The sequence below is a fragment of the Neobacillus sp. SRL179 genome, assembly GCF_984799095.1.
In genome coordinates, this window is the sequence record NZ_OZ481792.1 from 452,354 (window position 1) to 479,193 (window position 26,840).

Annotated in this window: 21 protein-coding genes; 17 read left to right on the top strand and 4 right to left on the bottom strand. The window is 38.4% G+C overall.

Annotation, left to right across the window (positions count from 1 at the left end):
- Nucleotides 1-683 precede the first annotated feature (683 nt).
- On the top strand, nt 684-2,975 hold the full coding sequence (locus AC4E8C_RS02315) for an ATP-binding cassette domain-containing protein (RefSeq protein ID WP_490209935.1): 2,292 nt from the start codon (nt 684-686) through the stop codon (nt 2,973-2,975).
- Nucleotides 2,976-3,298: 323 nt separating this feature from the next.
- Here AC4E8C_RS02315 and AC4E8C_RS02320 read toward each other — a convergent pair whose 3' ends face one another.
- Together AC4E8C_RS02320 and AC4E8C_RS02325 are read right to left on the bottom strand one after the other, a co-directional pair.
- Nucleotides 3,299-4,465 carry a KamA family radical SAM protein gene (locus tag AC4E8C_RS02320; protein ID WP_490212443.1) on the bottom strand — a complete coding sequence of 389 codons (1,167 nt, stop codon included), beginning with the start codon at nt 4,463-4,465 and terminating at the stop codon, nt 3,299-3,301.
- A gap of 72 nt (nt 4,466-4,537) precedes the next feature.
- The gene (locus AC4E8C_RS02325) at nt 4,538-5,662 is read right to left on the bottom strand and encodes a YheC/YheD family endospore coat-associated protein (protein ID WP_490209936.1); all 1,125 of its coding nucleotides are present in this window, start codon (nt 5,660-5,662) and stop codon (nt 4,538-4,540) included.
- A gap of 202 nt (nt 5,663-5,864) precedes the next feature.
- Here AC4E8C_RS02325 and AC4E8C_RS02330 point away from each other — a divergent pair, with 202 nt between their 5' ends.
- The 4 genes from AC4E8C_RS02330 (at nt 5,865) to nagZ (ending at nt 10,808) form a co-directional block, all read left to right on the top strand.
- On the top strand, nt 5,865-6,620 hold the full coding sequence (locus AC4E8C_RS02330; RefSeq protein ID WP_490209938.1) for a YheC/YheD family protein: 756 nt from the start codon (nt 5,865-5,867) through the stop codon (nt 6,618-6,620).
- 289 nt (nt 6,621-6,909) lie between these two features.
- Nucleotides 6,910-7,677 carry a YheC/YheD family protein gene (locus AC4E8C_RS02335; protein WP_490209940.1) on the top strand — a complete coding sequence of 256 codons (768 nt, stop codon included), beginning with the start codon at nt 6,910-6,912 and terminating at the stop codon, nt 7,675-7,677.
- 414 nt (nt 7,678-8,091) lie between these two features.
- Nucleotides 8,092-8,832, top strand: a complete 741-nt coding sequence (locus AC4E8C_RS02340; protein WP_490209942.1) for a YheC/YheD family protein — start codon at nt 8,092-8,094, stop codon at nt 8,830-8,832.
- A gap of 230 nt (nt 8,833-9,062) precedes the next feature.
- Nucleotides 9,063-10,808, top strand: a complete 1,746-nt coding sequence (nagZ, locus tag AC4E8C_RS02345; RefSeq protein ID WP_490209943.1) for a beta-N-acetylhexosaminidase — start codon at nt 9,063-9,065, stop codon at nt 10,806-10,808.
- A gap of 112 nt (nt 10,809-10,920) precedes the next feature.
- Here the strand turns inward: nagZ and AC4E8C_RS02350 are convergent, their stop codons facing one another.
- Nucleotides 10,921-12,474 (bottom strand): ABC-F family ATP-binding cassette domain-containing protein, encoded by a 1,554-nt coding sequence (locus AC4E8C_RS02350; RefSeq protein WP_490209945.1) that lies wholly within the window; start codon nt 12,472-12,474, stop codon nt 10,921-10,923.
- Nucleotides 12,475-13,020: 546 nt separating this feature from the next.
- On the opposite strand from AC4E8C_RS02350, the gene AC4E8C_RS02355 reads away from it, so the two are divergent.
- The 12 genes from AC4E8C_RS02355 to AC4E8C_RS02410 all read left to right on the top strand — a co-directional run bounded on the left by AC4E8C_RS02355 (nt 13,021) and on the right by AC4E8C_RS02410 (nt 24,672).
- Complete coding sequence (locus tag AC4E8C_RS02355) at nt 13,021-13,995, top strand: tRNA dihydrouridine synthase (RefSeq protein WP_490209947.1); 975 nt, start codon at nt 13,021-13,023, stop codon at nt 13,993-13,995.
- Between the two features lie 544 nt (nt 13,996-14,539).
- Nucleotides 14,540-14,830 carry a hypothetical protein gene (locus AC4E8C_RS02360; protein WP_490209949.1) on the top strand — a complete coding sequence of 97 codons (291 nt, stop codon included), beginning with the start codon at nt 14,540-14,542 and terminating at the stop codon, nt 14,828-14,830.
- 20 nt (nt 14,831-14,850) lie between these two features.
- Complete coding sequence (locus tag AC4E8C_RS02365) at nt 14,851-15,954, top strand: Na+/H+ antiporter NhaC family protein (RefSeq protein ID WP_490212444.1); 1,104 nt, start codon at nt 14,851-14,853, stop codon at nt 15,952-15,954.
- 306 nt (nt 15,955-16,260) lie between these two features.
- Nucleotides 16,261-16,827, top strand: coding sequence for a DUF4256 domain-containing protein (locus tag AC4E8C_RS02370; protein WP_490209951.1), 567 nt, complete (start codon nt 16,261-16,263; stop codon nt 16,825-16,827).
- 73 nt (nt 16,828-16,900) lie between these two features.
- Nucleotides 16,901-18,091: a macrolide family glycosyltransferase gene (locus AC4E8C_RS02375; protein ID WP_490209953.1), complete on the top strand. Its 1,191-nt coding sequence runs from the start codon at nt 16,901-16,903 to the stop codon at nt 18,089-18,091.
- Between the two features lie 249 nt (nt 18,092-18,340).
- A complete protein-coding gene (locus tag AC4E8C_RS02380; RefSeq protein ID WP_490209955.1) occupies nt 18,341-19,123 on the top strand; it encodes a transporter substrate-binding domain-containing protein in 783 nt (260 codons plus the stop codon).
- Between the two features lie 35 nt (nt 19,124-19,158).
- On the top strand, nt 19,159-19,824 hold the full coding sequence (locus tag AC4E8C_RS02385; RefSeq protein WP_490209957.1) for an amino acid ABC transporter permease: 666 nt from the start codon (nt 19,159-19,161) through the stop codon (nt 19,822-19,824).
- Nucleotides 19,825-19,836: 12 nt separating this feature from the next.
- Entirely contained in the window at nt 19,837-20,580 is a 744-nt protein-coding gene (locus AC4E8C_RS02390) for an amino acid ABC transporter ATP-binding protein (protein ID WP_490209959.1), read from the top strand.
- A gap of 287 nt (nt 20,581-20,867) precedes the next feature.
- On the top strand, nt 20,868-22,217 hold the full coding sequence (locus AC4E8C_RS02395; protein ID WP_490209961.1) for an MFS transporter: 1,350 nt from the start codon (nt 20,868-20,870) through the stop codon (nt 22,215-22,217).
- Between the two features lie 2 nt (nt 22,218-22,219).
- Nucleotides 22,220-22,993, top strand: a complete 774-nt coding sequence (locus AC4E8C_RS02400; protein ID WP_490209963.1) for a sugar phosphate isomerase/epimerase family protein — start codon at nt 22,220-22,222, stop codon at nt 22,991-22,993.
- A gap of 141 nt (nt 22,994-23,134) precedes the next feature.
- Nucleotides 23,135-23,935, top strand: coding sequence for an HAD-IIA family hydrolase (locus AC4E8C_RS02405; protein ID WP_490209965.1), 801 nt, complete (start codon nt 23,135-23,137; stop codon nt 23,933-23,935).
- 47 nt (nt 23,936-23,982) lie between these two features.
- Nucleotides 23,983-24,672 (top strand): MgtC/SapB family protein, encoded by a 690-nt coding sequence (locus tag AC4E8C_RS02410; protein ID WP_490212445.1) that lies wholly within the window; start codon nt 23,983-23,985, stop codon nt 24,670-24,672.
- 104 nt (nt 24,673-24,776) lie between these two features.
- On the opposite strand, the gene AC4E8C_RS02415 is transcribed toward AC4E8C_RS02410, so the two are convergent.
- On the bottom strand, nt 24,777-26,726 hold the full coding sequence (locus tag AC4E8C_RS02415; protein ID WP_490209966.1) for a lamin tail domain-containing protein: 1,950 nt from the start codon (nt 26,724-26,726) through the stop codon (nt 24,777-24,779).
- Nucleotides 26,727-26,840: the final 114 nt, after the last annotated feature.

Here is a 26,840-nt window from a genome sequence, read left to right on the forward strand (position 1 = left end):
ATATATCTAGTAACCCTATCAACAAAGGATAAACCTTCGAAGACGGTTTTTAATAGAATTCTCAAAATGCTCTTCCACAAAAAAATAAACATTAATTAGAAATGTTAATACCATTGGAGGCAAGAAGGTCTTTAATATTTTTAGTGCGAATGTAAAGTCGCCACGTAAAAATTCTACAGTCTGCAGTCCACACACGTCGAGGCGGTCGTGCTTCTGGTAAGAGAATAGTAATATCTACCCTCAAAAACACTGAACAATCAATGTTTTTGAGGGTTTTATGTAGAGTGCTCGTTCGCTACTAGTAAGTAAAGGACAGCAATCTAAAATCAATCCCGCCCTTGTGAAAAAATGGGTAAATAGTATTTTGTAAGAAAACTATATTATGACGATACAAAAATTAACCTTAAAATAAACATTTGCTATTTGCTAGTGAAAATAATCACTCGCTACTGCGGCCTTGAATTCGTTAAAAAAATCTTTTGCGATTTCGAGGTCTTTTCAATACCCTAATACCCTTATTTAGCCAGAGAGGCGATAGAAATTCAAAGGTATTCCCCTTGTAAGGGCTGGCTAGACTTGTAGTAAACTGAAAGAAGCCAGAAGCCAGCAATCTACGACTGATTGCCGGTGTCTATAGTGTTGAAGGCGCCTTCTTAGTAGATGAAATTAGAAAGGATGATAAAATGTCAGAAATAAAAGATGAAATCATTTTAAGAGGGCTTAAAGAAAATAATTTAAAAAATGTAGATCTAAACATACCAAAAGAAAAAATCATCGTAATTACTGGTCTTTCAGGTTCAGGAAAGAGCTCAGTCGTTTTTGATACATTAGCAACAGAAAGTAGAAGACAAATGACTTTGAACTATCCACTTTATGTCAGAAATCAAATGCCAAGGTATGAGCGACCCCACGCCGATCTTATGCAAAACTTAAGCCCGGTTGTAGTGGTAGAACAAAGACCTATAGGTGGCAACTCCCGTTCAACAGTGGGCACCTATATGGATATCGATCCATTAATCAGGCTTTTGTTCTCGAGAATAGGAAATCCGCCGATAGGTTCTGCCACTGATTTTTCAAGCCAAAGTTCCTTTGGCAGATGTCCTGAATGTGGAGGATTTGGGGAAGTCATTAGGCCGGACATAAATAAGCTTATCGATTTCGATAAATCTCTCCGAGAGTATGCTGTTAAATTTAAGCCATTATCTCCATCGGGCTGGCAAGGTCAATGGATGATGACCTGCGGATTATTCGATCCAGATAAACCATTAAAGGACTACGCAGAAGAAGAACTCCACCTGTTCTTATATGGTCCACGAGAAGGTGAAAGAGCCTATGCGCCGTTTCACACAAAAAATGGACCCCATAATGCAGAGTGGGATGGGTTATTACCTAGATTTACGCGTGTTTATATAAATAGAGACATCTCAAAACTAAAACAAGTATCCCAAGATGACGTTTTAGCAGTGTCAACCCATTCATTATGCCCAACATGTAAAGGTTCAGGCTTAAACCCCAAGGTATTAGAGTGCAACATAAATGGCCTAAATATTGCAGAATACGACCAATTAGAGCTGCCAGAAATGCTAGAAGAACTAAAGAATATAAAAGATCCTATGGGGAAATCGATAGCACAACAGGCAATCCCGTATGTAAAACAACTAGTCGACATGGGACTGGGATATTTGAGTCTGTCAAGAAAAATGGGCACCCTGTCCGGCGGTGAAGCTCAAAGGGTAAAAATCGCTCGTCATTTAGGAAGCAGTCTAAACAATATCACCTATATTTTTGATGAACCAAGTGCGGGACTCCATCCAGAAGAAGTGGATATGTTAATACAGATGCTAAAAAGAATAAAAGACCAACATAATACCGTAATCGTAATCGAACACGATCTATCAGTAATAAAAGCTGCGGATGAAATAATTGAGATGGGACCAGGAGCAGGTGTAAATGGAGGAAAAGTTGTCTATCAAGGAAAATTAGAAGGACTAAAAAACTCTCCCACCGCAACAGCCTTAAAGCACCAGCTAAAAGAAAATAAAAACCCAAGGGAAATAAAAGGTTATTTTACAATAAGGAGAGCAAGTAACAATAACTTAAAAAATATAAGCGTTAATATTCCTAAAAATGTCTTAGTCTCTGTTTGTGGAGTATCTGGTTCAGGTAAGAGCTCCTTAATATTGGAAGCCTTCACGAAAAAGTATCCAGAATCCATTACGGTAGGACATGGCGGTATAGGAATTTCCAATCGTTCAACTATGGCTACCTATATGGGAATAATGGATGATATTCGCGCAATATTTTCAAAAGCAACAGGACAACCGGCAGGATTGTTTAGCTTTAACTCCTTAGGAGCATGTCCTGTCTGCAAAGGAAAAGGAGTCCTAACGCCAGAAGTAGCATTTGCAGATCCAGTGACGATCCCTTGTGAGGCATGTGGCGGTACGAGATACTCAGACGAAGCGCTTAGTTATCGCTATCAAGATAAAAATATAGTAGAGATTTTAGATTTAACAATAGACGAGGCCATAAATTATTTTAAAGCGCCAAAAATCATAAAAAGAGTGCACACGCTAAAAGACGTAGGATTAAGTTATCTGACCTTAGGGCAGACGACAAGTTCCCTAAGCGGAGGAGAAATTCAACGTCTAAAACTGGCAAGCCACCTACAAAAAGAGGTCCAAATCTATCTGTTAGACGAGCCATCCTCAGGACTGCACTCAGAAGATAATGAAAAACTCTTAGATGTATTTCAAAATCTTGTAAACAGAGGTAATTCTGTAATAATAATCGAACATAAACTAGACTTGATAGCGACGAGTGACTGGGTAATAGAATTGGGTCCAGGAGGAGGAAAACAAGGCGGACAAATTATATTCGAAGGCACACCAGAAGAGATGTTAAATGCAGAAACATTGACAGCGAGATGGTTACAGGATGGAGTTAGAAAACATTCAGAACGGGTCGTATGGTGATATTATAGAGTGCAAAAGTTCTTTATATTTTATAAGAGACATGGGCAACTGAAATTATCTTAAAAATCACCACTATAAATAAAAAATTTTTATTAAATTTCAATTCGAGTACAATTTATCTCATTTGTGCTGTTTAGTAATGGATACTATATTTGAAATTTCACCAGCACCCCATGTGTTGCCACATACACTCCACACATGTGGAGTGCTGTTCACTACTTGTAAGAAAAGATTTAAATAAGATGTAATAATGAGTAAAGAGCCTTTCCAATGGAGAGGCTCTCTTTTTCTGAGAAAATATAAATAATAAAAATTTTTTATCATTAGTGACGTTTTTTTGAGGGGATAGAAGGTAACTCATTCACGGAGACAACACTATCCGTCTTTTTAGTTGGTTTTTCCCAAAATTGCTCGTTATTTGGTAAGTCATCAAACCAGGCTGCAGTTGGTGGACAGTCCAGGACCATTAACTTTCCATAATCGCCATCACGCGATTGGTGATATTTAAGGTATGCCTTTCCATTCTCAATCCCCAGAATTTCAATTTTTCCAGAAGTATGACTCATTACTAATTTGACTCGTTTGCCGAGCCCAGAGGTTCTAGCCTTCGCTTCCTCCACGATATTATATACCTGTTCCAATGGTAGAACAAACGAACCGTTTCCGGCTACAGGACGATTTACAAAAAAATAGTAAGGAGTCACGCCTGCCCAAGATAGTTTATCTAACAAATTACCGAGAACAGTTGGATCATCGTTTATTCCCCTTAGAACAGGAGTCTGATTGACAATGATTACTCCCGCTTCATGTAGAGCTTCAATCGCTTTAAGTGCGTCAGATGTAATTTCACGTGGATGATTAATATGAGACATTACATATATCTTTTTATGCACAGAAGAGTGTTCTCGTAATAAGGCTAATAGTTCTTTATCTTCATATATTCTCATAGGGTTAAATACAGGCATCTTTGAACCAATCCTAATAATTTGCACATGGTCAATATTCCGTAAATTTTCAATAATCCAGCGTAACTTTGGAGTTCCTAGCATCAAAGGGTCTCCGCCAGTGAGAAGAACATTATTAATCTCTGGTGTTTTTTTAATATATTCAAGCCCATCTGCCACATCTAACACCGCTTCTTTTACATCTGAACGAAACAAGCGCTTTCGAAAACAATATCTGCAGTAGGCTCCGCAGACTTCAGAAACCAAAAGTAGAGCGGTAGTAGAGTATTTATGCTGGCAGCCTTGTACGACATAGTTGGTATCCTCATCAGATGCATCCCATCGACCGTATTCCAATAATTCCTCGGATGCCGGTATTACTAGCTTTCGAAGTGGGTCTTGTGGATCAGACCAGTCAATAAGGTTTAAGTAGTATTCATTTAAGCGGAAGACAAACTTCTCAGAAACGGTCTGGAGTATTTTTTTTTCTTCTTCACTCAAGTTTTTAATTTCATTAATATTCGTAATGTATTTAGGTTTCACCATCATTAACCATCCTCTCTGTGGAGATCTCGGCCGTAATCTCTGTGTCGGACTTTGAATCTGACGAATTTTTTTCTAAAATTTTCTCTTTTTTTTCCTATAAAGGTATTTGGAAAATAACATGGGGTTGAGGAAAGCTTTATGAAACGTCTCCTTATCATAGGCTTTCATAAGGGAGACTTTGGCTGATTTGGAATTTGGTTCAATAAACCATATCTCCCCATCTTGATCAATCCCAAAGTCAATACCAATTTCTCCAAATAACCCATACACTTTTTCTAAGGCATGATAAATTGTAACAAGAAATTCATTAATTCTTCCCATTAATTCATTTACCTTTTCCTCAGAATAGTGAAGGAATTCCCTGAAAAAATATTCAATCGGATATGCTGAGGAATGAATGGTAATAGGTGAGTTCCCTTTCCCCATTCTTGCACAAACTCCAATAATTTTTAGCTCCCCTTTGCGGTCTCGCTGTAATTCTGCACGGAAATCAATTTTACTATCCTGCAATGTTATTAGATTAATAGCTTTCTGGATTATAAATTTTCTCTTGCCATAAAACTTTTGGATTTTTTTGACTAAATCATCCCACTTTTTTCCTTCGACGTTAACCATCTTTTTTCCATGATAGCCATATTCGAAGTAATCATTTGGCTGCTTACGGATACGGAAAATCCATTTCCCACGCCCTCCTCTCACCCCTTTTAAATATGCCTCATTATTCTGATTCAAAAAATTTTTTAAATCGCCTTCCTCTTTATACATGACCGAATAAGGAAGGTATTTGTTAACCTCGGGAATTTGACTTAGATCTTGATATACTTCCCATTTATCAAAGTATGATTTTGAATTAACCTTTATCACTTGATGTTCATCAAGTATATCTAATATATGTTCTGAAATTAGTTTACTTGCTCCTCCACCTGCACAGCGATTATAGAGAACATCAGGAAGAGGGTAATACTTTTGCTTCCATTTCTTCGAATCCTTATCGAAATAAGTACCAAAGATTAACCTCTGCTTAAAATCAAAGTTATTAATTGAGAAGAAATATAGGGTCACCCGAGCTTCTCTACTTGATTTTGCAAGTTCTAAAATTCGGGGATAGCTTTTAAATTCCTCAATTTGTTTATTTAGGTTTTTGATGACTGAGTGATCAACGAAGACACCTATAATTGGCCGTTTTAAAGTACTCAACTTTTTTGCCCTCCCATATGATTACATTTAGCATGATATGTGTTTAAGGAAAAAAAGTTCTTCTGAGTACATAAATGTTAAATCGTATAAATCAGTAATAGGCGGGCATCTTTTTATAAAAAGCAGGCTGCTAAATGTACCAAATAAGCCTCCACGACATAGTTATATACGAATAAATATAAAGTAGCTGAAGGGTGAAATTATGCCTATAACTAAGTCTCAAGCAAAAAGTAAGATTATGGTAGCTTATATTCTCCAGTCTCATGATAAAACCAACATCTATCTACCAGATATAGAAGTACTTAATCAACGCTCTTTTGAGGAAATGTTAGAAAAACATGAAACCGTCTATTTAAAACCCGATAGAGGAAGAAAATCAAAAGGTATCATTCGAATTCGTCGAAAGGAGGGGTTGTATTTATTACGAAAGAGTAATGAGGAATTGGAATATACTTTCGATAGCAAGCTATCACTATGGTCGTCTGTACGTGATTGGAAATCCCCAACTCGATATGTGATCCAGCAGGGAATAAATAGTGTCACAAAAGATAATCGATATTTTGACCTTCGATGCCATGCGCTACGAATTAATGGAGAGTGGATAGTAGGTGGGATTTGTGTACGGTTGGGCTCACCTGGAAATATCGTAACAACCTCCCATATGGGAGGGACTCCTATTTTATTGGATTCGTTATTTACAGATTTTCTTAATTATTCTATAGAGGATCAAGACCAAACTATGGAAAAGCTACATGAATGTATTTTAAATGCTGTAAACGTGGTAAGTCCCTTATACCCACGTAACTGGGAGTTTGCCGTGGATATAGGATTGGATACTGATAAGCGAGTTTGGATTTACGAAGTAAACAATGAGCCCTTGATTCGTGGGAACTTCAAGCTCTTAACCGATCAGACGTTATATGAAAAAATTCGATATTTGCGAACGATTGCTAAATAGCCTAAATTTAAAGCAACAGTTTATATGCACATATCCATGTTAAGTCGACAATAGTTAAAAAAATCCTAAAATAGTGAAGCGCACCCACAGCTTAATTCAATAAAAAATGGGAAATCAAACTTGGTTAATTAACTATACCTGAATTTATTAAATTCATAGTTTATAAGATATTAATTCATTATCTAGGGGTCACGATATTTAGGCGGTAGGACATATTCAACAGAAAACCATTAGGTGTAGCAAGTATATACTGATTAAAATCCCTAGTTTTACTGGAAAGGAGTCATCTATGGATATTCATAGACCATTTAACAATAAAATGAGAAAAACCTTAGTATTACTCAATGATCCCCAAGTTAAGGATTATATTCCGATGACGGATTGGTTCACTGAACGAAAGGCAAAAGAAATGATACAAACCTACCCTAGTCTGTTTATTAAACCCAATAAAGGAAGAATAGGTATAGGAGTCATGCGTTTAAGACGGATAGGAGACTCTCAGTATGAAGTTCACTATCAAGATAAGGCTGAAAAATATAAGACAATTGACCAGGCATTAGCAGCTTTGAAAAAAAAGTTAATTCCATCAAAAAGGTATCTAATTCAACAGGGCATTGATCTTGCCACGGTTCTCGAACGTCCGTTTGATTTTCGAGTTGTCCTGCATAAATTCAATGGAAAGTGGGAAAAATCGGGCTGGTGTGCAAAAATTTCACCCCCTAAAATGGTTGTGACTAATCATGCTAGAGGAGGTATAATCATTTCCGCAGAACAAGCATTAGCAGCTAATAAAAGTAATTTTGATTATAAAAAAGCTCTAAATGAATTAAACGAAATATGTTACAAGATATGTTCGGTTTATGATTCTCACTTTTCTTTTTGTAAAGTGGGTCTTGATATGGCTATTGATAAGAATGGACACATTTGGTTTATTGAAGCAAATACATCACCCGATCATGCGATGTTTCGTAAATTAGGAGATCAACGAATATATAAAGAGATAAAAAGTAAAGATTTACAAATTCGTAAAATAACGAAAAAAGCTTTAGAAAATTAAAATCACAATCTCAATAGGGGAACCCAGCTAAGCTTAACCTTTATCCTTTATTAAAAAGTTTTCCTAGGATTATGAACTTTTACCCGAATGATGGACACTATTAATAAAGTCCGCTATTCGGGTTTTCCTATGTTCCAATCACTGAAATCTGCTTTTAATCATTTCAAAAATATAGTCGCGCTCTATAATGATTATAAGAATGAGGCACTTGGTTATTTGAATATCTTAAAAGAATAATAGTATGTATAAGTGAATTCCCATTAAAAGAAATTCCCCATAACACAAATGAAATTTTTTTCATAGGTTCATAGTAATATCGGCTAAATTTCTCCCAAGTATTTAGCTATTCCATTGTGTGCATACAAACCACTATTTTAATAATTCATAATATAGAGAATAAAGGGGGCGTACAGATTGAACGAACACAGAATAATCAAAAGCAAAATGAAGAAAACTGTGCCTTTGTTAAACGATCCCATTCTTTGCAGGCATGTTCCTGAAACCAATTGGTTTAGTGAGGATCAGCTAGAAAGAATGCTCCAATCTCATTCCGTAGTGTATGTTAAACCAGATAAAGGTAGAAAAGGGTTAGGTGTCCACAGACTAAAGCTCCTCAGTGACTCAATATGTGAACTTTCCTTCGAAAATACCTCTAAACAACTCTCATTCTCAAAGGCCATAAAGGAGTTAGTCAGTCATCTTGATCCTGCTAAATCATACCTTGTACAAGAAGGTATTGATTTGGCTACCTATGATAAGCGCCCTTTTCACATACGGGTTGTGATGCAGAAACCGATGAATCGCTGGCAGCTTTCGATCATGTCTGGCATAGTCGCAAGTACAGAGAATGCAGTCGTAACGAATCGCGCTAGTGGGGAGTTTTCAGTAGAGGAAGTTTTACAAAAGAATGATCAAGAATTGAATCCTATGCATACATTACGTCAGTTAACAGATATATCGCATCAAATTGCCTATATTCTGGGATCTCAGCTACCGCTGTTACTTATGGGATTAGACATGGGGATCGATAAGAAGGGGAAGATATGGTTTATTGAAGTGAATACAAAACCCGATTGTTCAGGGATGAAAAAGGTCAATGATGAAAGATCCTATCAGAAATATTTAGAGTTCAAAAAGTGGATGCGCAAGCAATAATATAGGCTATAAATGGTCTTAGCAATTCAATATTTTTCATTACCTCTCTATCTATCCGTTGTCAATTCTGTCCTTCCTTAAATTTCCCTTTTTCTTATAAAAAAGGAAATAATTGTACTGATAAGTCCAATTTTTACTTTTGATCTTTATATTAATTGGCGTTACGATAAATTTAAGCTAAAATATAAACCCTAACCGTACCATAAAAGAGTTAGAAAGGGGAGTGGGATTTGAAAAGACAAAGGAATTCTCGAAATAAGCTACTTATTTTTACGATTCTATTTTTAATATTTGCCTTAATCATTGGAGTTTATTATGCGATCATAGAAAATGATAATGAACAGACACCAGTTAAAGAAAGCCCAATTATAACTAAACCTTCCGATAAAAAAACAGTGGATTCGAAGAAGGAACAGATTTCAAGTCTTGAGAAATTAGTAGAGGAAACGTTTTCTTTGTCTAAGGAAGGTAAGGTTCCGAACATTTCCTTCGTTTCCGGTAAAACAGAATGGAAGGAAGTAAATCAAGAGTGGGGAAAATCAGACCATATTTCGGAAACTGCTAAAGGCAGGTATGAGGAATACGAAAGTCATCATGCTACAATCGGCTATGCCAATAATACTGTGAATGATATACGATCTTATGATTCAGAACTACAAAATATTTCTTTAAATGAAATTAAGAAAACTGGTGGAGAACCCGATGCCATTCGATACTTTAAAGATTCAACTTATGACCAAATGATACTTGTCTATCATGCAACGACTTCTACTGATTTATTATGGGTTTTACCAATAAAAACAGAACAGGAGCCAAATCCTAAAGTTGACCATATCTCACTCTTTACACAGCTTGAAAAGGCACCAAATCAACAAGAAAATCAAACCAATTCAGAAGTAATTTCTAAAATGAGCATAGAAGATAAAATTGGCCAGATGATTCTTACTGGGATTTCCGGGACAACAATGGATACAAACACAAAAAAATTAATAAGCCAATTCCATGTCGGAGGAATTATTTTTTACAAAAATAATTTAGAAGCCCCTGCACAAACCGTTCAACTTATGAATCAACTGAAAACGGGAAATAGTTCGAGTCTACCGCTTCTTTTAGGCATTGACCAAGAGGGAGGAAGAGTAACAAGATTGCCAGGTGGTCTTGTTAACTTCCCTCCAAATGAACAGATTGGAAAGGTGAATAATCCTGAGTTTTCTTATAAAGTCGGAACACTTTTAGGTCATGAATTAAAAGAATTTGGTTTAAATCTCGATTTTGCACCTGTTCTTGATATTAACAGCAATCCCAATAACCCCGTTATCGGTGATCGATCCTTTGGAAATAATTCGGAAATAGTAAGTGAACTTGGGATTCAAACAATGAAAGGGATTCAGTCGCAAAACGTCATTCCTACCGTTAAGCATTTTCCTGGTCACGGAGATACGTCGGTTGATTCCCATCTTGAACTCCCAATTGTAAATAAGAGCCTTGAAGAGCTTAAGAAACTAGAGTTAATTCCGTTTCAACGTGCGATTGATCATGGAGCTGATGTTGTGATGGTCGCCCATATCTTATTGCCTCAATTAGATAAAACTAATCCAGCGTCCATGTCAAAAGCTGTCATGACGGATATTCTTAGAAAACAACTTAGTTTCACGGGAGTCATCATAACTGACGATATGACAATGGGGGCCATTACAGATCATTTTGATATTGGCAGTGCAGCGGTAGAATCAGTAAAGGCTGGGAGCGATATTATTTTGATAGGGCATGACTATAATAATGTTGTGAAGATTACCTCTTCTCTAAAAACTGCAGTTCAAAATGGGGAAATTTCAGAACAAAGATTAAATGAAAGTATAGAGAGAATTATTAAACTTAAAAAGAAATATAGCATTAACGATGCAAAAGTAGAAAATGCTAACATAAATGAAATAAATAACTCAATCAATAGTCTTCTGAATAATTATTTACAGTAATTATTAAATAGAAGGCGAAATCTACCCCAAGGGGAAAGATTAAAAATTTGGATGGTTTATAAAAAGGGGTACCCATGTGAATTTTTATTCATTGGGTACCCCTTATTCTTATTTAAAACACCTTAGTAGTCCAATCCTCACAATTCCAAATATCAGTCGCAATTTCACGATAGAAATCAGGTTCGTGGGATACCATCAAAATACTTCCGCGATACGCCTTTAAAGCACGCTTCAATTCTTCTTTTGCGTCCACATCCAAGTGATTGGTAGGTTCGTCTAGAATTAATAAATTCGTTTCTGTGTTTAATATTTTACACAATCGAACTTTTGCTTTTTCGCCGCCAGAAAGGACTTCGATTTTACTTTCAATATGTTTCGTCGTTAATCCACATTTTGCAAGAGCAGCACGGACTTCAGCCTGATTCATACCTGGGAACTCGCTCCAAATCTCTTCAATACAAGTGTTGTAGTTGGACTGTTTAACTTCTTGCTCGAAGTAACCGATGTGTTGATACTCACCACGTTCCACTTTACCGGAAATTGGATCAATCAGCCCAAGAATACTTTTTAAAAGAGTAGACTTACCAATACCGTTTGCACCTACGAATGCAATTTTTTGTCCGCGTTCCATTTTCAAATTCAGAGGGCGGGAAAGTGGTTCATTGTAACCAATAACAAGATCTTCAGCCGTGAAAATATAACGGCTAGCTGCACGAGCTTCTTTGAAGTTAAACTCTGGTTTCGGCTTCTCTCTTCCCAATTCAATAACTTCCATTTTGTCGAGTTTCTTCTGACGAGACATCGCCATATTACGAGTCGCCACACTTGCCTTATTACGAGCAACGAAATCTTTTAAATCAGCAATTTCTTGTTGTTGACGCTTGTAAGCGGACTCTAGCTGTTGCTTTTTCATTTCATGAATCTTTAAGAAGTTATCATAGTCTCCAACATAGCGATTCAACTCTTGGTTTTCCATGTGATAGATCAAGTTAACAACATTGTTCAAGAATGGAATATCATGTGAAATCAAGATAAATGCATTCTCATATTCCTGTAAATAGCGCTTCAACCATTCGATATGCTGCTCATCCAAATAGTTCGTAGGCTCGTCTAGTAATAGTATTTCAGGCTTTTCTAGTAAAAGCTTAGCTAGTAAAACTTTCGTACGTTGCCCACCGCTAAGATCATCTACATCTCGATCGAGTCCAACATCATCTAATCCCAGACCACGAGCAACTTCCTCAACTTTTGAATTAATTCGATAGAAATCATTACTATCTAAAGTTTCTTGCAGCTCTCCAACTTCTGCAAGTAATGCATCGATATCGGCGCCTTCATCACCCATTTTTGCATAAAGTTCATTGATTTCTGATTCGGCATCAAACAGATATTGAAAAGCAGTACTTAAAGCGTCACGCATCGTAGTACCTTTTTGAAGTACAGCATGCTGGTCTAAATAACCAACACGAACTTTTCGTGACCACTCCACTTTCCCCTCGTCGGGTTGCAGCTTCCCGGTAACAATATTCATGAAAGTAGATTTACCTTCACCATTTGCTCCAACTAGACCAACATGCTCTCCTTTTAAAAGTCGAAAAGACACATCATTAAAAATCGCACGATCACCGAAACCGTGACTTAAATTTTGTACGTTTAATACACTCATTTTTTAACCCCTTATCTAATATCACATGTGGATATCTTACTAGATTTTGGCTGCGTTTTCTATATTGAAGTTATTTTTTGTGAAAAATGTACTTCGATTTATTGGGCTAAATCGAAGTCTGCCCGATCTTAATCAAATGAGATTATTGAATTATATTTACTTAGGCGTATAACAATTGGATAGGAGTCTATTATACAACCGAACCTAGAGGTAAGAAATGAGTTATTCTCATGTGGAAATGAATGTATAAAATAGGAAATAATTGGTTGAGTTCTTAGTTAGAGCTTTTTAAAAACAGTGTAAACTCATCAACACCTCATGTGCTGCTACATACACTCTACGCAGGTCGGGGTGGAGCTCAAACTTGTATTAAATTAAATTATACCAAACTGGCCCAGTCCAAAAGCCGGTCTATTTTGTATGTAAGTCTAGATCAAACAGTTCCAATCCGTTTGATAAAAAGTGCTTGAGCATGGTATAAGTATAAAGGGAGCAGGGACATTCTGCTTGTTAATTTTGGGAAAAGGGTTGGTCTAGTATCCCATTATGAGAGGATTTGAATTTAATATGATAGATAACTTTTGGCGTGATTTACCACGACCTTTTTTTATATTGGCACCAATGGAAGATGTGACGGATGTTGTTTTCCGTCATGTAGTAAGTAAAGCCGGTCGACCAGATGTATTTTTCACAGAGTTCACCAACTCGGATAGCTATTGTCATCCCGAAGGCATGAAAAGTGTGCGCGGCCGATTGACTTTTACAGAAGATGAACAACCCATGGTGGCACATATTTGGGGGGATAATCCCGAATATTTCCGTCAAATGAGTATCGGTATGGCAGAGCTGGGATTTAAAGGCATCGATATTAATATGGGCTGCCCTGTACCTAATGTGGCATCGAGAGGGAAGGGAAGCGGCCTTATACCGCGTCCAGATGTTGCCGCAGAACTTATTCAAGCAGCAAAAGCAGGCGGACTGCCTGTCAGCGTGAAAACACGACTTGGCTATAAGGAAGTTCAGGAGTGGGAGGAGTGGCTAACGCATATTTTAAAACAGGATATTGCGAACCTTTCTATTCATTTACGTACAAGAGAGGAAATGAGCAAAGTAGATGCACATTGGGAGCTAATTCCGGAAGTCAAAAAATTACGTGACCGTATCGCCCCAAATACGCTGCTAACAATCAATGGAGACATTCCTGACCGTCAAATAGGGCTGCAGCTTGCTGAACAATATGGTATTGATGGCGTTATGATCGGGCGAGGTATTTTTAAAAATCCTTTTGCTTTTGAAAAAGAGCCAAAAGAGCATAGCAGTCAAGAATACCTTGACCTTTTAAGACTACAGCTTGATCTTCAAGATCAATATGCGGAAGAAGTACCACGTTCAATCACAGGACTTCATCGATTTTTCAAGATTTATGTCAAAGGATTTCCTGGAGCTGCTGAATTAAGAAATCAATTGATGAACACGAAATCAACAGATGAAGTACGAGCGTTGCTCGATAACTTTTCATAAAGGAGGTGCCTGTCACTCCCGTAATTTGTCGAATTTATCTCGACAGTATTAGGGTTGTGACAGGCTTCTTTTTATTATAAAGCCGCCTTCACATTTTCACTTCTCCATATGAAGCATTGGAGAGGATTCAGGAGCATTGGTAAAGAATTGTGGGGATTCAGTTGATAGGCATGGGGTAAGGTCGTTATAGAGTACGAGATGGCCTCTTAGAGATAAATACAGAATTTTACAATAATTTTTCACCTTGTTATAATTTTAGTATCCAATTGGAAAGCGTTACTTAGGTACCTCTAGAATTAATACATTTATTTACTACGGAGTTCTCCTGCTTTTCACCAATTTCCGAAAAACCATTTCTCATTTTTTAATCAAGGCTTTATTTCATTTTAAGAACAACATTCATCACAGAAGATTGCTTTATTTTTTATAAGAGAAAAGTGGTTCTCAAGGGAAAGTTGTGTCAAAACACTTTATTTTTATAAAAAAGGAAAGCTTTCGATGAAAAATGAGGATGGACCAAAATCTAATCATTAGGAGTGTTTGGGTGCAAAATCAAATAAAGAAACCGTCGTTAGGATATTCGTTAATCTTATTAGCTATGGTGATTGTGATTATATCAACGGGGATGCTCGTATTGGGAGCCTCGATACAGATAATGTTATTTATGGCGCTTATCGCCGTCATCCCTTTTGTGATGAAACTAGGGTACTCTTATCAAACCCTGGAAAAACAAATCTTTTTATCGATGCTTAAAGCATTACAATCTTGTATGATTTTATTGGCTGTGGGCATTTTGATTGGGGCTTGGATGGCTTCTGAACCGTTCCTGCTTTAATCTTCTACGGGATTCAAACCATTTCTCCAAAGTTCTTCTTAGTCACTACTCTTCTATTTTGTTCACTTGTTTCGCTGGCGACAGGATCCTCTTGGGCCACGTTAGGTACCGCAGGGATTGCTATGATGGGAGTCGGCCACAGCTTAGGAATTCCAGTTGGGTTGACGGCTGGTGCGATTATTAGTGGTGCTTATTTTGGCGATAAATTGTCACCGTTATCCGACAGTACGAATTTATCAGCTACTATCGTCGGCACAGATTTAATGACCCATATTAAACATATGTTGTGGACAACGACGCCGGCCTATTTTTTGACAGCGATCATTTTCACCGTCATTGGCTTGAATTATGGTGAAACCTCTACTAATTCGGCAGATGTCGCAGCATTGACTGGCTATTTATCGGAAAACTTTCAATTAGGTTTTATATCTATTCTTCCAATTTTTGTATTAGTCGGCTTACTCATCTCGAAGAAACCAGCCATTACATCCGTGTTTCTTGGTGCTTTAGCAGGTGCGGTAGTTGCATTCTTTTATCAAGGAGTTTCATTTAGCGAAATCTTGAATGTCTTTTATAACGGCTTTTATAAGGAATCGAACGTTGATATGGCGAATACCTTGCTTAACCGGGGAGGATTACTAAGTATGTTCCCTTTAGTGGCGTTATTCTTATTTGCCCTGGGATTAGGCGGATTGTTACAAAGATCAGGAGTGTTAGAAACGCTTATTTTGTCTATTACTAGTCGAATTAAAAGCAGAGGATTACTAGTGTTCGTAACCATTCTTGTTTCTTACTTTGGATTGGCAATTGGTGGAGCTTTCACATTCTCGGCAGTCATGACAGGTACATTAATGAAACCATTATATGAAAAATTTAACCTGCGTCCAGAGAATTTATCAAGAATTATAGAAGACACAGCGACCCAAAGCTGCTCGCTCGTTCCATGGACCGCCAGCGGTATTTTTACATCCGCAGCACTGGGTATGTCACCTATCGTCTACATTCCATTCTGTTTCTTAGCCTTGATTACTCCGATCTTCACGTTTATATATGGAATCACTGGATTTACCTTTACAGAAAAAGAAAGAAATACTACAAAGAAAGCGAGACTTTTAGAGGTCTAGTGGACATGGTTCCTCGTCCCATAGAGTCAGGAGTTAAAGATAAGCTCCTGGCTTTTTGGCGCTAAAAAGTACAATTACAACAAGAACATTCACCATTGTTTTTCTGCTTCAACATCCGAGCTATGTTGAAGCAATTACCCTGCTGGAATGATAATAATAGTGAAATTCAAGGATTACAGGCTATAATTAACTAGATTGGTTTTTGTGACTTAGGTCAGAGAAACAATTTTTATCGTTTAATAAGGTTGAGTTTTGTGGATATTGTTAAAAAGTAGTTCTAAATTTATTATGCGAAGAGGTTTTTGTATGGGAAATGAAAATAGGAAGTTGTCACTAGAACAACGAGAAGAAATACTCGGAAAATTGAAGACTCGTTTTGAGAAAAATATGAACCGCCATATAGGAATGGAATGGGAGAAAGTCCAAGCGAAACTAGAAGCCAATCTTGAAAAGCTGTGGTCACTTCATGAAATGGAAAATACTGGCGGTGAACCAGATGTAATTATTCATGATAATAAGTCGGATGAATACATTTTTTATGATTGTTCAGCGGAAAGTCCTAAAGGCCGCAGAAGTGTTTGTTACGATCGTGAAGCATTGGAGTCAAGGAAAGAACATAAACCCAAAAATAGTGCCATGGGTATGGCTGCTGACATGGGTATTGAGATTTTAACGGAAGAACAATACCGGGGGCTGCAGAAACTTGGGAATTTTGATATGAAAACATCAAGCTGGGTGAAAACCCCTGCCAATATTAGAAAACTTGGTGGAGCCATTTTTTGTGATCGCCGCTATGACACGGTCTTTGTATACCACAATGGAGCAGAATCCTACTATGCGGCCAGGGGATTTCGTGGCTCGCTTAGGGTCTAAATTTCTGATGTGAAACCCCACCCATCAATTGTCATCTTCGGTTAATAAACATTTTTTATTAGGAGTCGTTATTATGGCACGAGTTTTATTTATAAATGGCGGATCGGAAGGACATGTTAATCCAACAATCGCTGTGGTGCAAGAGCTGATAAAGCGCGGCGAAGAGGTCGTATATTTTACCATCGAGGATTTTCGAGAGCGAATTGAGAAAACAGGGGCGACAGTGAGGACCTTTGATGTTCAAAAATTTATAAAAGCCTTTATCTCAGGCGGAAGAAATAATTTACTCGAAAGAATCAATGGCCTTTTGTGTACCGCAGATATTATGGTCCCTAGTGTTTTGGAGAAAATCAAAGGAGAGCATTTTGATTACATCATCCACGATTCGATGTTTGGCTGTGGGCAATTAATTGCTCAAATCCTTAAGCTTCCGGCGGTCAATTCATGTAGTTCTTTTGCGCAGACAAAAAGCTCATTCGATAACATGTTCGAACAGCAGTCTAAAAAAATTCCTACAGAAACTAATGCTGAATATAAAAGGCTGACGACGAGGGTGAAAGAGAAATATGGAGTGGAAATCCATTCTCCTTATGAAGTATTTTGTAATCCTGCCCCACTTACTATCGTTTATACAACAAGGCAGTTTCAACCGTTTGGAGATGAATTCGACCAATCCTATAAATTTATAGGCCCTTCCATCCATTCAAGAAAGATGCATGAAAACTTTGACTTGACTATGATCAAGGAAGAACGCCTAATTTACATATCCCTGGGTACTGTCTTTAACCAAGCAATTGACTTTTATAAGCTTTGTTTTGAGGCATTTGGTAACACGGATCATACCGTGGTCATGTCGATTGGCGAAAAAACTTCATTAGCTGATATGGGAAAGATACCTGAAAACTTTATTGTGAAAAATTATGTTCCGCAAACGGAGATACTGAAATACACGAAATTATTCATTACACATGGTGGAATGAACAGTGTTCACGAGAGTCTCTATTACGGGGTTCCGCTCATTGTCATACCTCAAGGCGCGGATCAGCCGGTTATTGCCGGGCAAGTTGCTGCTATCGGAGCAGGTATTCAATTAGAAATGAAAGGATTGACGGCAAATCAATTACGTGAATCCGCTGATCATTTGTTGAATCAGCCATCATTCCATAAAGAGGCAGAAAAAATGAAAGAATCCTTTCAACAATCGGGTGGATATCAGCAGGCTGTTGAAGAGATTTTCGAATTTAAAAAACAATTTAACATCTAAACGACATTGTGGTCAGTCCCCCAATACTTTAATGTAACGGGCGAATGACCACTTTTTTTAATTTATCTTTGAAAGTTGGTAGAAAGATCTTGTTTCAACCAACCTAGAGAGGGGTAATAAACTAGAAAACCTTTCGAGTTTCGTGAATGAAACGTGGGGACTGTTCTTCTGATTTTAAAAGCAGAAGAACAGTCCTTTTCATCAATGCGAGGAAAGGTATAGCTTGAATGAGAGAGGAGAAAATCAAGCATGAAAAAACAATACATAATGATTCTATCGTGCTTGTTTCTGATGGGGATGCTGACTGGTTGTATTGAAAAGGACCAGCTGGCAGATGGAACAAAGCTGATAGATAAGCAGAAATTTATTTTTGCTGCTTCAGGTGAATTTAAGCCCTTTAGCTATGTTAAAAATGATGATTTATCGATGACTGGATTCGATGTTGAGGTAGGAAACGCAGTCGGAAAAGAACTGGGTCTTGAACCAGTTCAAAAGAGGATGAAATTCAAAGGACTCATCGAGGGCATTAAAACGGGACGGGCAGACGCAGCCGTTGCCAGCCACACCATTAACCCCCAACGCGCCAAGCAAGTTGATTTTTCCACACCCTACTATTACTCGGGGCCACAGATCTTCACAAGACCTGGCAGCAAAATTAAAACAGTAGATGACTTAAAAGGAAAAGAAGTTGCCGTAGCTAAGGGCTCCACCTATGCGGATACAGCCCAAAAGTATACTAGCAATATTAAAATGTATGATAGTGATATTACGGCATTAAAAGCACTAAGTATTGGCCGGCATGACGCCGTTATTACCGATTTTGTCACTGGTAAAAGTGCAAAAAAGGAAGGATTCAAAATTCAGGGGCAGCAGTTAATTGAACGAAGCGAGCAGGCGATTGTTATTCCGAAGGATAATCCACTCTTACTCAAGCGGGTTAATGACGCACTTCAAAGACTTCGTGACGATGGAACACTATCCCGAATCAGTAAAAAGTATTTTGGTGAGGATATTACAAAAAAACCAGAATAATAGATTAATTATTAGAAAGAAAGGATGTCGTTATTTTGCCTAGTTTTTCGCACTTTTTACATACGTTTATCAGCAGCAAAAACCTTTTTATCGATGCAGCGCTGTTGACCTTAAAACTTACGGTTGTCTCCATTTTAATTGGAATTTTATTCGGATTATTTTTTGCTCTTTTAAAAATTTCAAGGATTAAAGTATTGGGCTATATTTCAAATGCGTATGTATTCCTTGTAAGGGGAACTCCACTCATTGTCCAGATTTTCATTCTGTATTTTGGCTTCAGCGGAATTTTCCTTATTCCTGATTTTTGGGCAGCGGCTCTTGCGCTCGCCTTCCATAACGGTGCCTATATTGCAGAAATTTTCCGGGGGACAATTCAGTCCATTGATAAAGGGCAAATGGAGGCGGCACGGTCTCTCGGTATGACGAGGATTCTAGCCATGCGCCGGATCATTCTTCCACAGGCTTTTAAGAGGGCACTGCCTCCGCTTGGAAACCAATTTATTATTGGACTTAAAGATTCATCTCTGGCAGCCTTTATTTCCATGAACGAACTGTTCAATGTCTCGACGACGCTGGGTTCCAATAATTTCGATGAAATGACCTACTTGTTAATCGTAGCCGTTTATTATCTAGTACTTGTTGCCGTATTAACAGCGGCGGTAAGCTTGTTCGAAAAAAGAATGGCAGTTAGTGATCGATAGGAGGAAGATAAAGTGAATGAACGAGAAATGATAAAAATAGAAAACTTACATAAATCTTATGGCAGTTTACATGTCTTAAAAGATATAAGTATGTCCGTGTATGAAAGTGAAGTGGTCTGCTTGGTTGGGGCATCTGGCTCTGGTAAAAGTACGCTGCTTCGATGCCTTAACTTTTTAGAAAGAAGGGATGGCGGGAAAATTTCAATCCGCGGGGAAGAAATTGGCAAGGAAACCCACGATATTAACCAAGTCCGCCAAACAGTTGGGATGGTTTTCCAGCACTTTAATCTATTCCCACATAAAACTGTCCTTGAAAATGTGATTGAAGCACCGACCATGGTAAAGAAAATCCCTAAAGACCAGGCCATTGCCGAAGCCAAAGAGCTGCTTCAAAAGGTGGGTCTTCTTGATAAGGCGGATGTTTACCCTAGCAAATTATCAGGCGGTCAAAAGCAGCGCGTGGCCATTGCTAGGTCGCTGGCCATGAAGCCGGATATCATGCTTTTTGATGAACCGACATCTGCCCTTGATCCACAGCTTGTTGGTGAGGTATTGGCGACCATGAAGGAGTTAGCCGATGAAGGAATGACCATGGTAGTGGTGACCCATGAAATGGGGTTCGCTCGTGAGGTAGCTGATTGGATTGTCTTCATGGACGATGGGAGAATTATTGAAAGAGATCGTCCAGATGAATTCTTTGATCATCCAAAAGAGGAACGTACAAAAGAATTCCTCCAAGCAACCATGTTAAAATAATTTGAGTCATCTTCATTCTCTTACCAAGTTGGCATCTACTCAATTTTAAGAAGTATTTACGGAATGTTAGAAATAATAAGTAGAAAGTTCAGTCCAAAAAGATATTGACAGACTAATTTAAATATTATATAAATAACTTACAAATAGTATTAATTTGTTTAACCATATGGCCGGAGATGAAGAGAAGCCATAGTCAGAAAAAACATGGATTTCATGTTTCTTTTGGCTATGGCTTCTTTTATTTACTCATGGGTTATGTGGACAAGATGAGAGAGGGGAGAAATTTTATGAGTTTTGAGCATTTGGATTCACCAAAATTAAAGCGTTTCCAAAAAAAGGTTACGCTGCTGTCAGCAGCAGGAACATTCCTGGATGGCTTTGATCTAACGGTCATTGCCGTTGCCATGCCGTTAATTTTAAGTCAGTGGGGGTTTGGACCTGGTGTTCAAGCCATGATTACCTCTTCAGCTGTTATCGGCTCATTAATCGGGGCGTTATGGCTGGGAAACTTGACCGATAAGTTTGGTCGGAAAGCGATGTATGTAGTTGACTTATTAGCATTTGTTGTATTTGCAGCATTAACTGCTTTTGCACAAGCTCCTTGGCAGCTGATTTTATTTCGGTTCTTATTAGGAATTGGAATCGGGGCGGATTATCCGATTTCGGCCACTCTGGTGTCGGAGTTCAGTCCTACTAAAGAGCGCGGAAAATACAGTACCTTTTTAGGAGCTATGTGGTTTGTCGGGGCCGTTTTTGCTTATATTGTGGGAATCCTGTTATTGCCGCTGGGAGATAATGCTTGGAGATACATGCTTTTAGTCGGTGCTGTATTTGCCCTAATCGTTTTCTTCTTCAGAGTGACACTGCCGGAATCCCCTAGATGGTTAGCGTCCAGAGGCCGTGAAAAAGAAGCGGAAGAAATTATGCTGAAGATTACCGGCCAAAAGGTGATCATTCCACCAAGTACCAAACCAAAACAAAAATTAGCGGATGTCTTCTCTAAGACATTCTTCCGCCGCACCTTCTTTGTTTGTGGATTTTGGTTTTGTTATGCGGTAGCGTATTATGGCATCTCCATGTATACGCCGTCAATCTTAAAACCGTTTACCAATGGTTCGCAAATATTAGTTTATCTAGGTTCAGGAACTGTTAGCGTATTAGGACTTTTAGGAGCCATTATAGGATTAAATCTTGTTGAAAGAATTGGAAGAAGACCGCTCATTATCACTTCATTTACAGGGTTGTCAATTGCTTTAATCATTTTAGCTCTCAATCCAGCTCCAAGTCTGCAATTCTTAGTTATTCTCTTTAGCTTGGCAGTTTTATTCGCAAATATGGGCGGGGGAATCCTGAACTTTGTTTATCCTACTGAGTTATTCCCGACCGGAATCCGTGCAAGTGCTTCCGGGTTGGCTACAGGCGTTAGCCGGATTGGTTCCATCATGGGAATACTTGTATTTCCAAATTTAGTTGCCGCCTGGGGAAATAGCAAAGCGTTATGGTTCTTTGCCGTTATTAGTTTGCTAGGACTCATCATTTCTGCTATTCTGGCACCAGAAACAAAAGGTAAAAACCTAGAGGAACTAAACGCAGATCTACCAGTTAATACAAACAATAAAACAACAGTGGGAGTGTAATCATGGAAACATGGCTTAGTCTTTGGTCTATTGGCCAGTCGGGTACGATTAACGAATTTAAGGAAATTAAAATGGGCGGATTTGACGGGGTTGAAATCTGGGCTGAACAACTGAGAGCAAAGGAATACTTGGAATTTGCCCATCGATCCAATTTAAAAGTAGGAGTTCATTTGCCATTTCACGATTTGAATTTGGCAACTCCGGATCCTGCAGTAGCAGAAAGAACCATTCAAGTGTTAACCGAATGGATTGAAACGGTGGCAAAATATGGAGCTAAGCACGCGACTTTTCATGGCGGCTATGCTTGGTCATCTGAAGAACGCGATGAATCCGTAGTAAGAGTAAATGAGAGAATTTTAAGGCTGAAAAAGGCAGCCGATGAAAATGGAATTGAATTGCTGCTGGAAAATCTTATCCCGGACAGATTAAACTATTGTCATCACATTGCTTCGAATATGGAAGAATGGATTCAATTGGTTAATTCCTCCAATATTAAAGCTTGCTTGGATATTGGCCATTTGGCTGTAATGGGGACCAGTTTGGAAGAAGCCATTAATAGACTGGGAGGATCCTTAGGAGCCGTGCATTTATCTGATAATGATGCGAAATCTGACCTCCACCTGCTTCCAGGAGAGGGGAATAATTTATCAAACGGACTATTCGAATATTTACAAAAGCAGAACTTCAGCGGACCTGTGGTTTATGAAATTAATCCTTATAAATATTCTTTAAAAGATATTATCACCCATCTCTCAAAGGTAAGGGAAATAGTTTAATAGAATAGCACTTTAAAAAATATAATACAAACGGGTAGAGAATAAGAGAAACCCCCAGCTATTAAGAACCTTATTAAAGGTTCTTTAGCTGGGGGTTTTTTTATTCATAACGTATTGGAAGAACGTTTTGGAGGTATGTAAATGGTTAAAGGTTTTATTTTCGATTTAGACGGAACGATTTATTTGGATAATCAGATGATTGACGGGGCAGCAGAAGCAATTGATTATTTACGTAAAGGAGGCCATAAGGTAGTTTTTTTTACAAATAAATCAATATCGACCCGTGAGGAGTATGTTAAGAAATTAAACAAACTTGGCATTAGAACAACTCTTGATGAAATCATAAACTCAAACTATATTACAGCGAACTATTTAAAACAGAATATGATAAGCACAGATTCCGTTTATGTCATTGGAGAAGCAGCATTGTTTGAAGAACTCAAGCGGGAAAATATTAGAATCACCAAGGATCCACAACAGGCCACCTATGTCGTATTGGGGTGGGACCGGCAATTTACCTATGAAAAGCTAAATAATGCCTATCAGGCTTGGGCAAAAAATAAAGCTATTATTCTTGCAACGAATCCAGACCGTACTTGTCCTACTGCAGACGGTCAGCTTCCTGATTGCGCAGCTATGATTGGAGCGTTTGAAGGGTCAACTGGCCAGCCAATTGATCATATTATGGGAAAGCCGTCAAGGCTGGCTGCTGATTTTGTTGTAAAGGAAATATTACAATTACAACCGGAACAATGCTTTATGGTGGGGGATCGTTTGGAGACGGATATACGAATGGGATATGAAAATAATTTGCAAACCGTGTTGGTATTAACAGGAATTACCACTATAGACATGGTAAAGGATTCGGCTTATAGGCCTGATTTTATACTGGAAAGCATTAAGGATATTACGGCAATAAAGGAAATTGTTGCAGCGCTTTAGTCCTCAGTCTAGGCACAGGAAAGGAGGGGATGAAAATGATTGATATCATGAAAAACTTTGATATGGAAATGTTGGTGAAACTCACGGTATCTGCTGTCTTAGGCTTGGCTATCGGTTTGGAACGTGAATTAAAGAGGAAACCCTTGGGGTTAAAAACAAGCTTGGTGATATCGATTGTTAGCTGCTTGTTAACCATTGTTTCCATACAATCATCCTATCTTTTTCCGGCTTCCGACTTTGTCAAAATTCAAATGGATCCATTAAGATTGGCAGCGCAAATCGTGTCCGGTATTGGTTTTTTAGGTGCAGGGGTTATCCTTAGGAAAGAGGATGATACGATTTCAGGCTTAACGACTGCCGCTATGGTTTGGGGCGCTGCCGGTATTGGAATAGCTACCGGAGCAGGGTTTTATATAGAAGCCATCGCAGGGGTCGTCTTATTAATCATTAGTGTAGAACTGATTCCTAGTCTTATTAAGATGATCGGCTTAAGAAAACTCCACGCAAAGGAACTTTCTTTAAAACTTACTTTAAAAAATAGAAGAGATATTCCGGAAGTAATCAACGAATTAAAGGAGTATCAAATGAAAATTGATCATTTTCACATAAAGGAATTGGCGGATTCCACTTACTTGCTCCATTTAAAAGTAAGGGTGAACTACCGCGAAGATATTTATGACTTCTATAATAGCATTGCGAAAATAGACGAGGTATATCGGCCGGAGATTAGCGGGTAATGGTTGAAAATTTGTTGCTAAGGCAATTTTGACTGGCCGCTTCTGGATCTAACTTAACATAAAGGGGAACGGCTATCTGCCGTTCCCCTTTATCTCTATTCATTTTAATTAGTTTTTCTCTCTTCCTTTTCTACATCATGGTCGTCCTTCATTAATGTCTTCATATCAATTTTTAGCATCCGGTCCGTAGGGTATCTTCCAGTATAACGGTACTTGTTGGCTCCAGATTCAAAGGAGACATAGAGATCACTTTTTACTAATACGGCTCCTTCTTTCATTGGAATGGCCACAATACTTTGCACCGGTTTTGCTGTTTGTCCATCTAAGAACCAGAGCGGCACCTGTTTTTCGCCTATCTTTACATATTGATGAGGCTCCTCTTTAAGCGGATCATTATAACGGTATAAAACACTGTCATTTGCCCTGCCATAGGAGGTAACTAACGATATTCCTTTCTTTTGAACAATGGCTCCTTGTACTTTTCCTGTGGTCGATAACACATAATCAGGAGTGGCAGGCTGCTCTGAATTTTCGTTCCATTGTTCACTTGAAAGCATATCCGTGCTGCTTTTAATCTTATATCCGACCATCCAGGCATATTGCTTTTCACCGGCCCGATTAACCAAGTGATGGGATGGGTCTGTAGGATAACTGCTTGGCTCGTAAAACTCCCCTACCCAAAGGATGCCGTAATCATCGTCATATACATCATAGGCTGCTTCGACAGGAACAGGAATCTGATTCGTAAATTTAATCTCATCATTATTTTGCGCTTCGACAATATCACTAATATTTAATGTGAAAAGATATTTTTCCGAAGAAACCCAAACATGTTCCTTGCTTACGGCAACACCGCCTGCGTGTCCTCTGTAAGGTGTGCCATCTGGATTGTACAATTCGATGGATTTAATTAATTTTTCGGTAGTTGCATCAATTACACATAAAGTTCCCGGCCTGCCGTCATCCAAATAGTTGATGGTAAATAACCAGTCCTTTTTCTTATAATAACCCAGCCCTTGCGGCACTAAATCCTGTGCTAGTCCCGGGATTACCGGACCGTCCCTGCTAATATCCCAAAGAGCTTGATAATTCGGATCTTTATTGTTTTCGGACCTTTCGACCTGTGTAATGAGCTGATGTCCTGGTCTAACTTTGAAAATGGCTGATTTTGCCGACTCATTTCCCGAAGTATCAACGGCGGTCATTTGAAGATGATAATCCAAATTCCCGGTAAGCAGAGAAATGGTAAACTCATGCTTGGAAGCGGGCACTGAGAACTCTATTTCTCCATCTTTATAAATATTATATAGGTAGATGTCGGACTCTGGATTTTGATCCCAAGTTAATGTAACTTCACCGTTTTTGGCTGCTGCATTAATATTGGCTGGAATTTGCGGTGCAACCTCATCCAGCTTAGGTCTAGGGGGTGCCTGATTCGAAAGGATCCAGCCGGGTGTCGGTTTTTGATTGCCTGAAAGAATTTGCATCGTGTGGCTGCCGTCTTGCGGAAATCCAAAGGTGATGGATTTATTGGCGGCGACATTCTCACCTTTATAAGTGGCTTTAACAACTTCCTGACCATTTGGGGTGGTAAGGGATACAGTCTGCTGGCTGCTATTCACTAAGCCGCCGATATTTTCTAGCCTTTGTACACGATTTTCATCCACATATTTGCTGTTATAGGATGAAAAATAGAAGTGGTTAAATCCTTCCAAACTGAGAGACTGAATTTCTTGCCTCCTTGTCCAAAAAAGCATCGTATCCCATGGGGCAATTTTGGCAGGCTGCTGAATTACTGCATTCCAGCTGCTGGATTTAAGATGATACCCTTGTAAGTCGACCTCATTGTCGCTATTATTATAGATTTCTACAAACTCATAGGCATCATAACCAGCGTAGTTATCTGTATCTGGAATAACCTCTGTAATCAACAGCTTTGGTACCTCATTTTCACTTGCCTTTGATTTGGAAGTATTGAACACCAAGATGTTTCCTAGTGCCAAAATAAGTGCAACAAGGTACACTCCCCATTTGTGTGACTTACTACTCGTCATTCGTTCTCCACTCCTTCATTTGGTGATCTTTAAAACAATCAGATTTTTGCAAGGGCGTTTTCCACACGATAGAATACTAGCTAATATAATGAAACAAAATAAAAAACCCTGTGG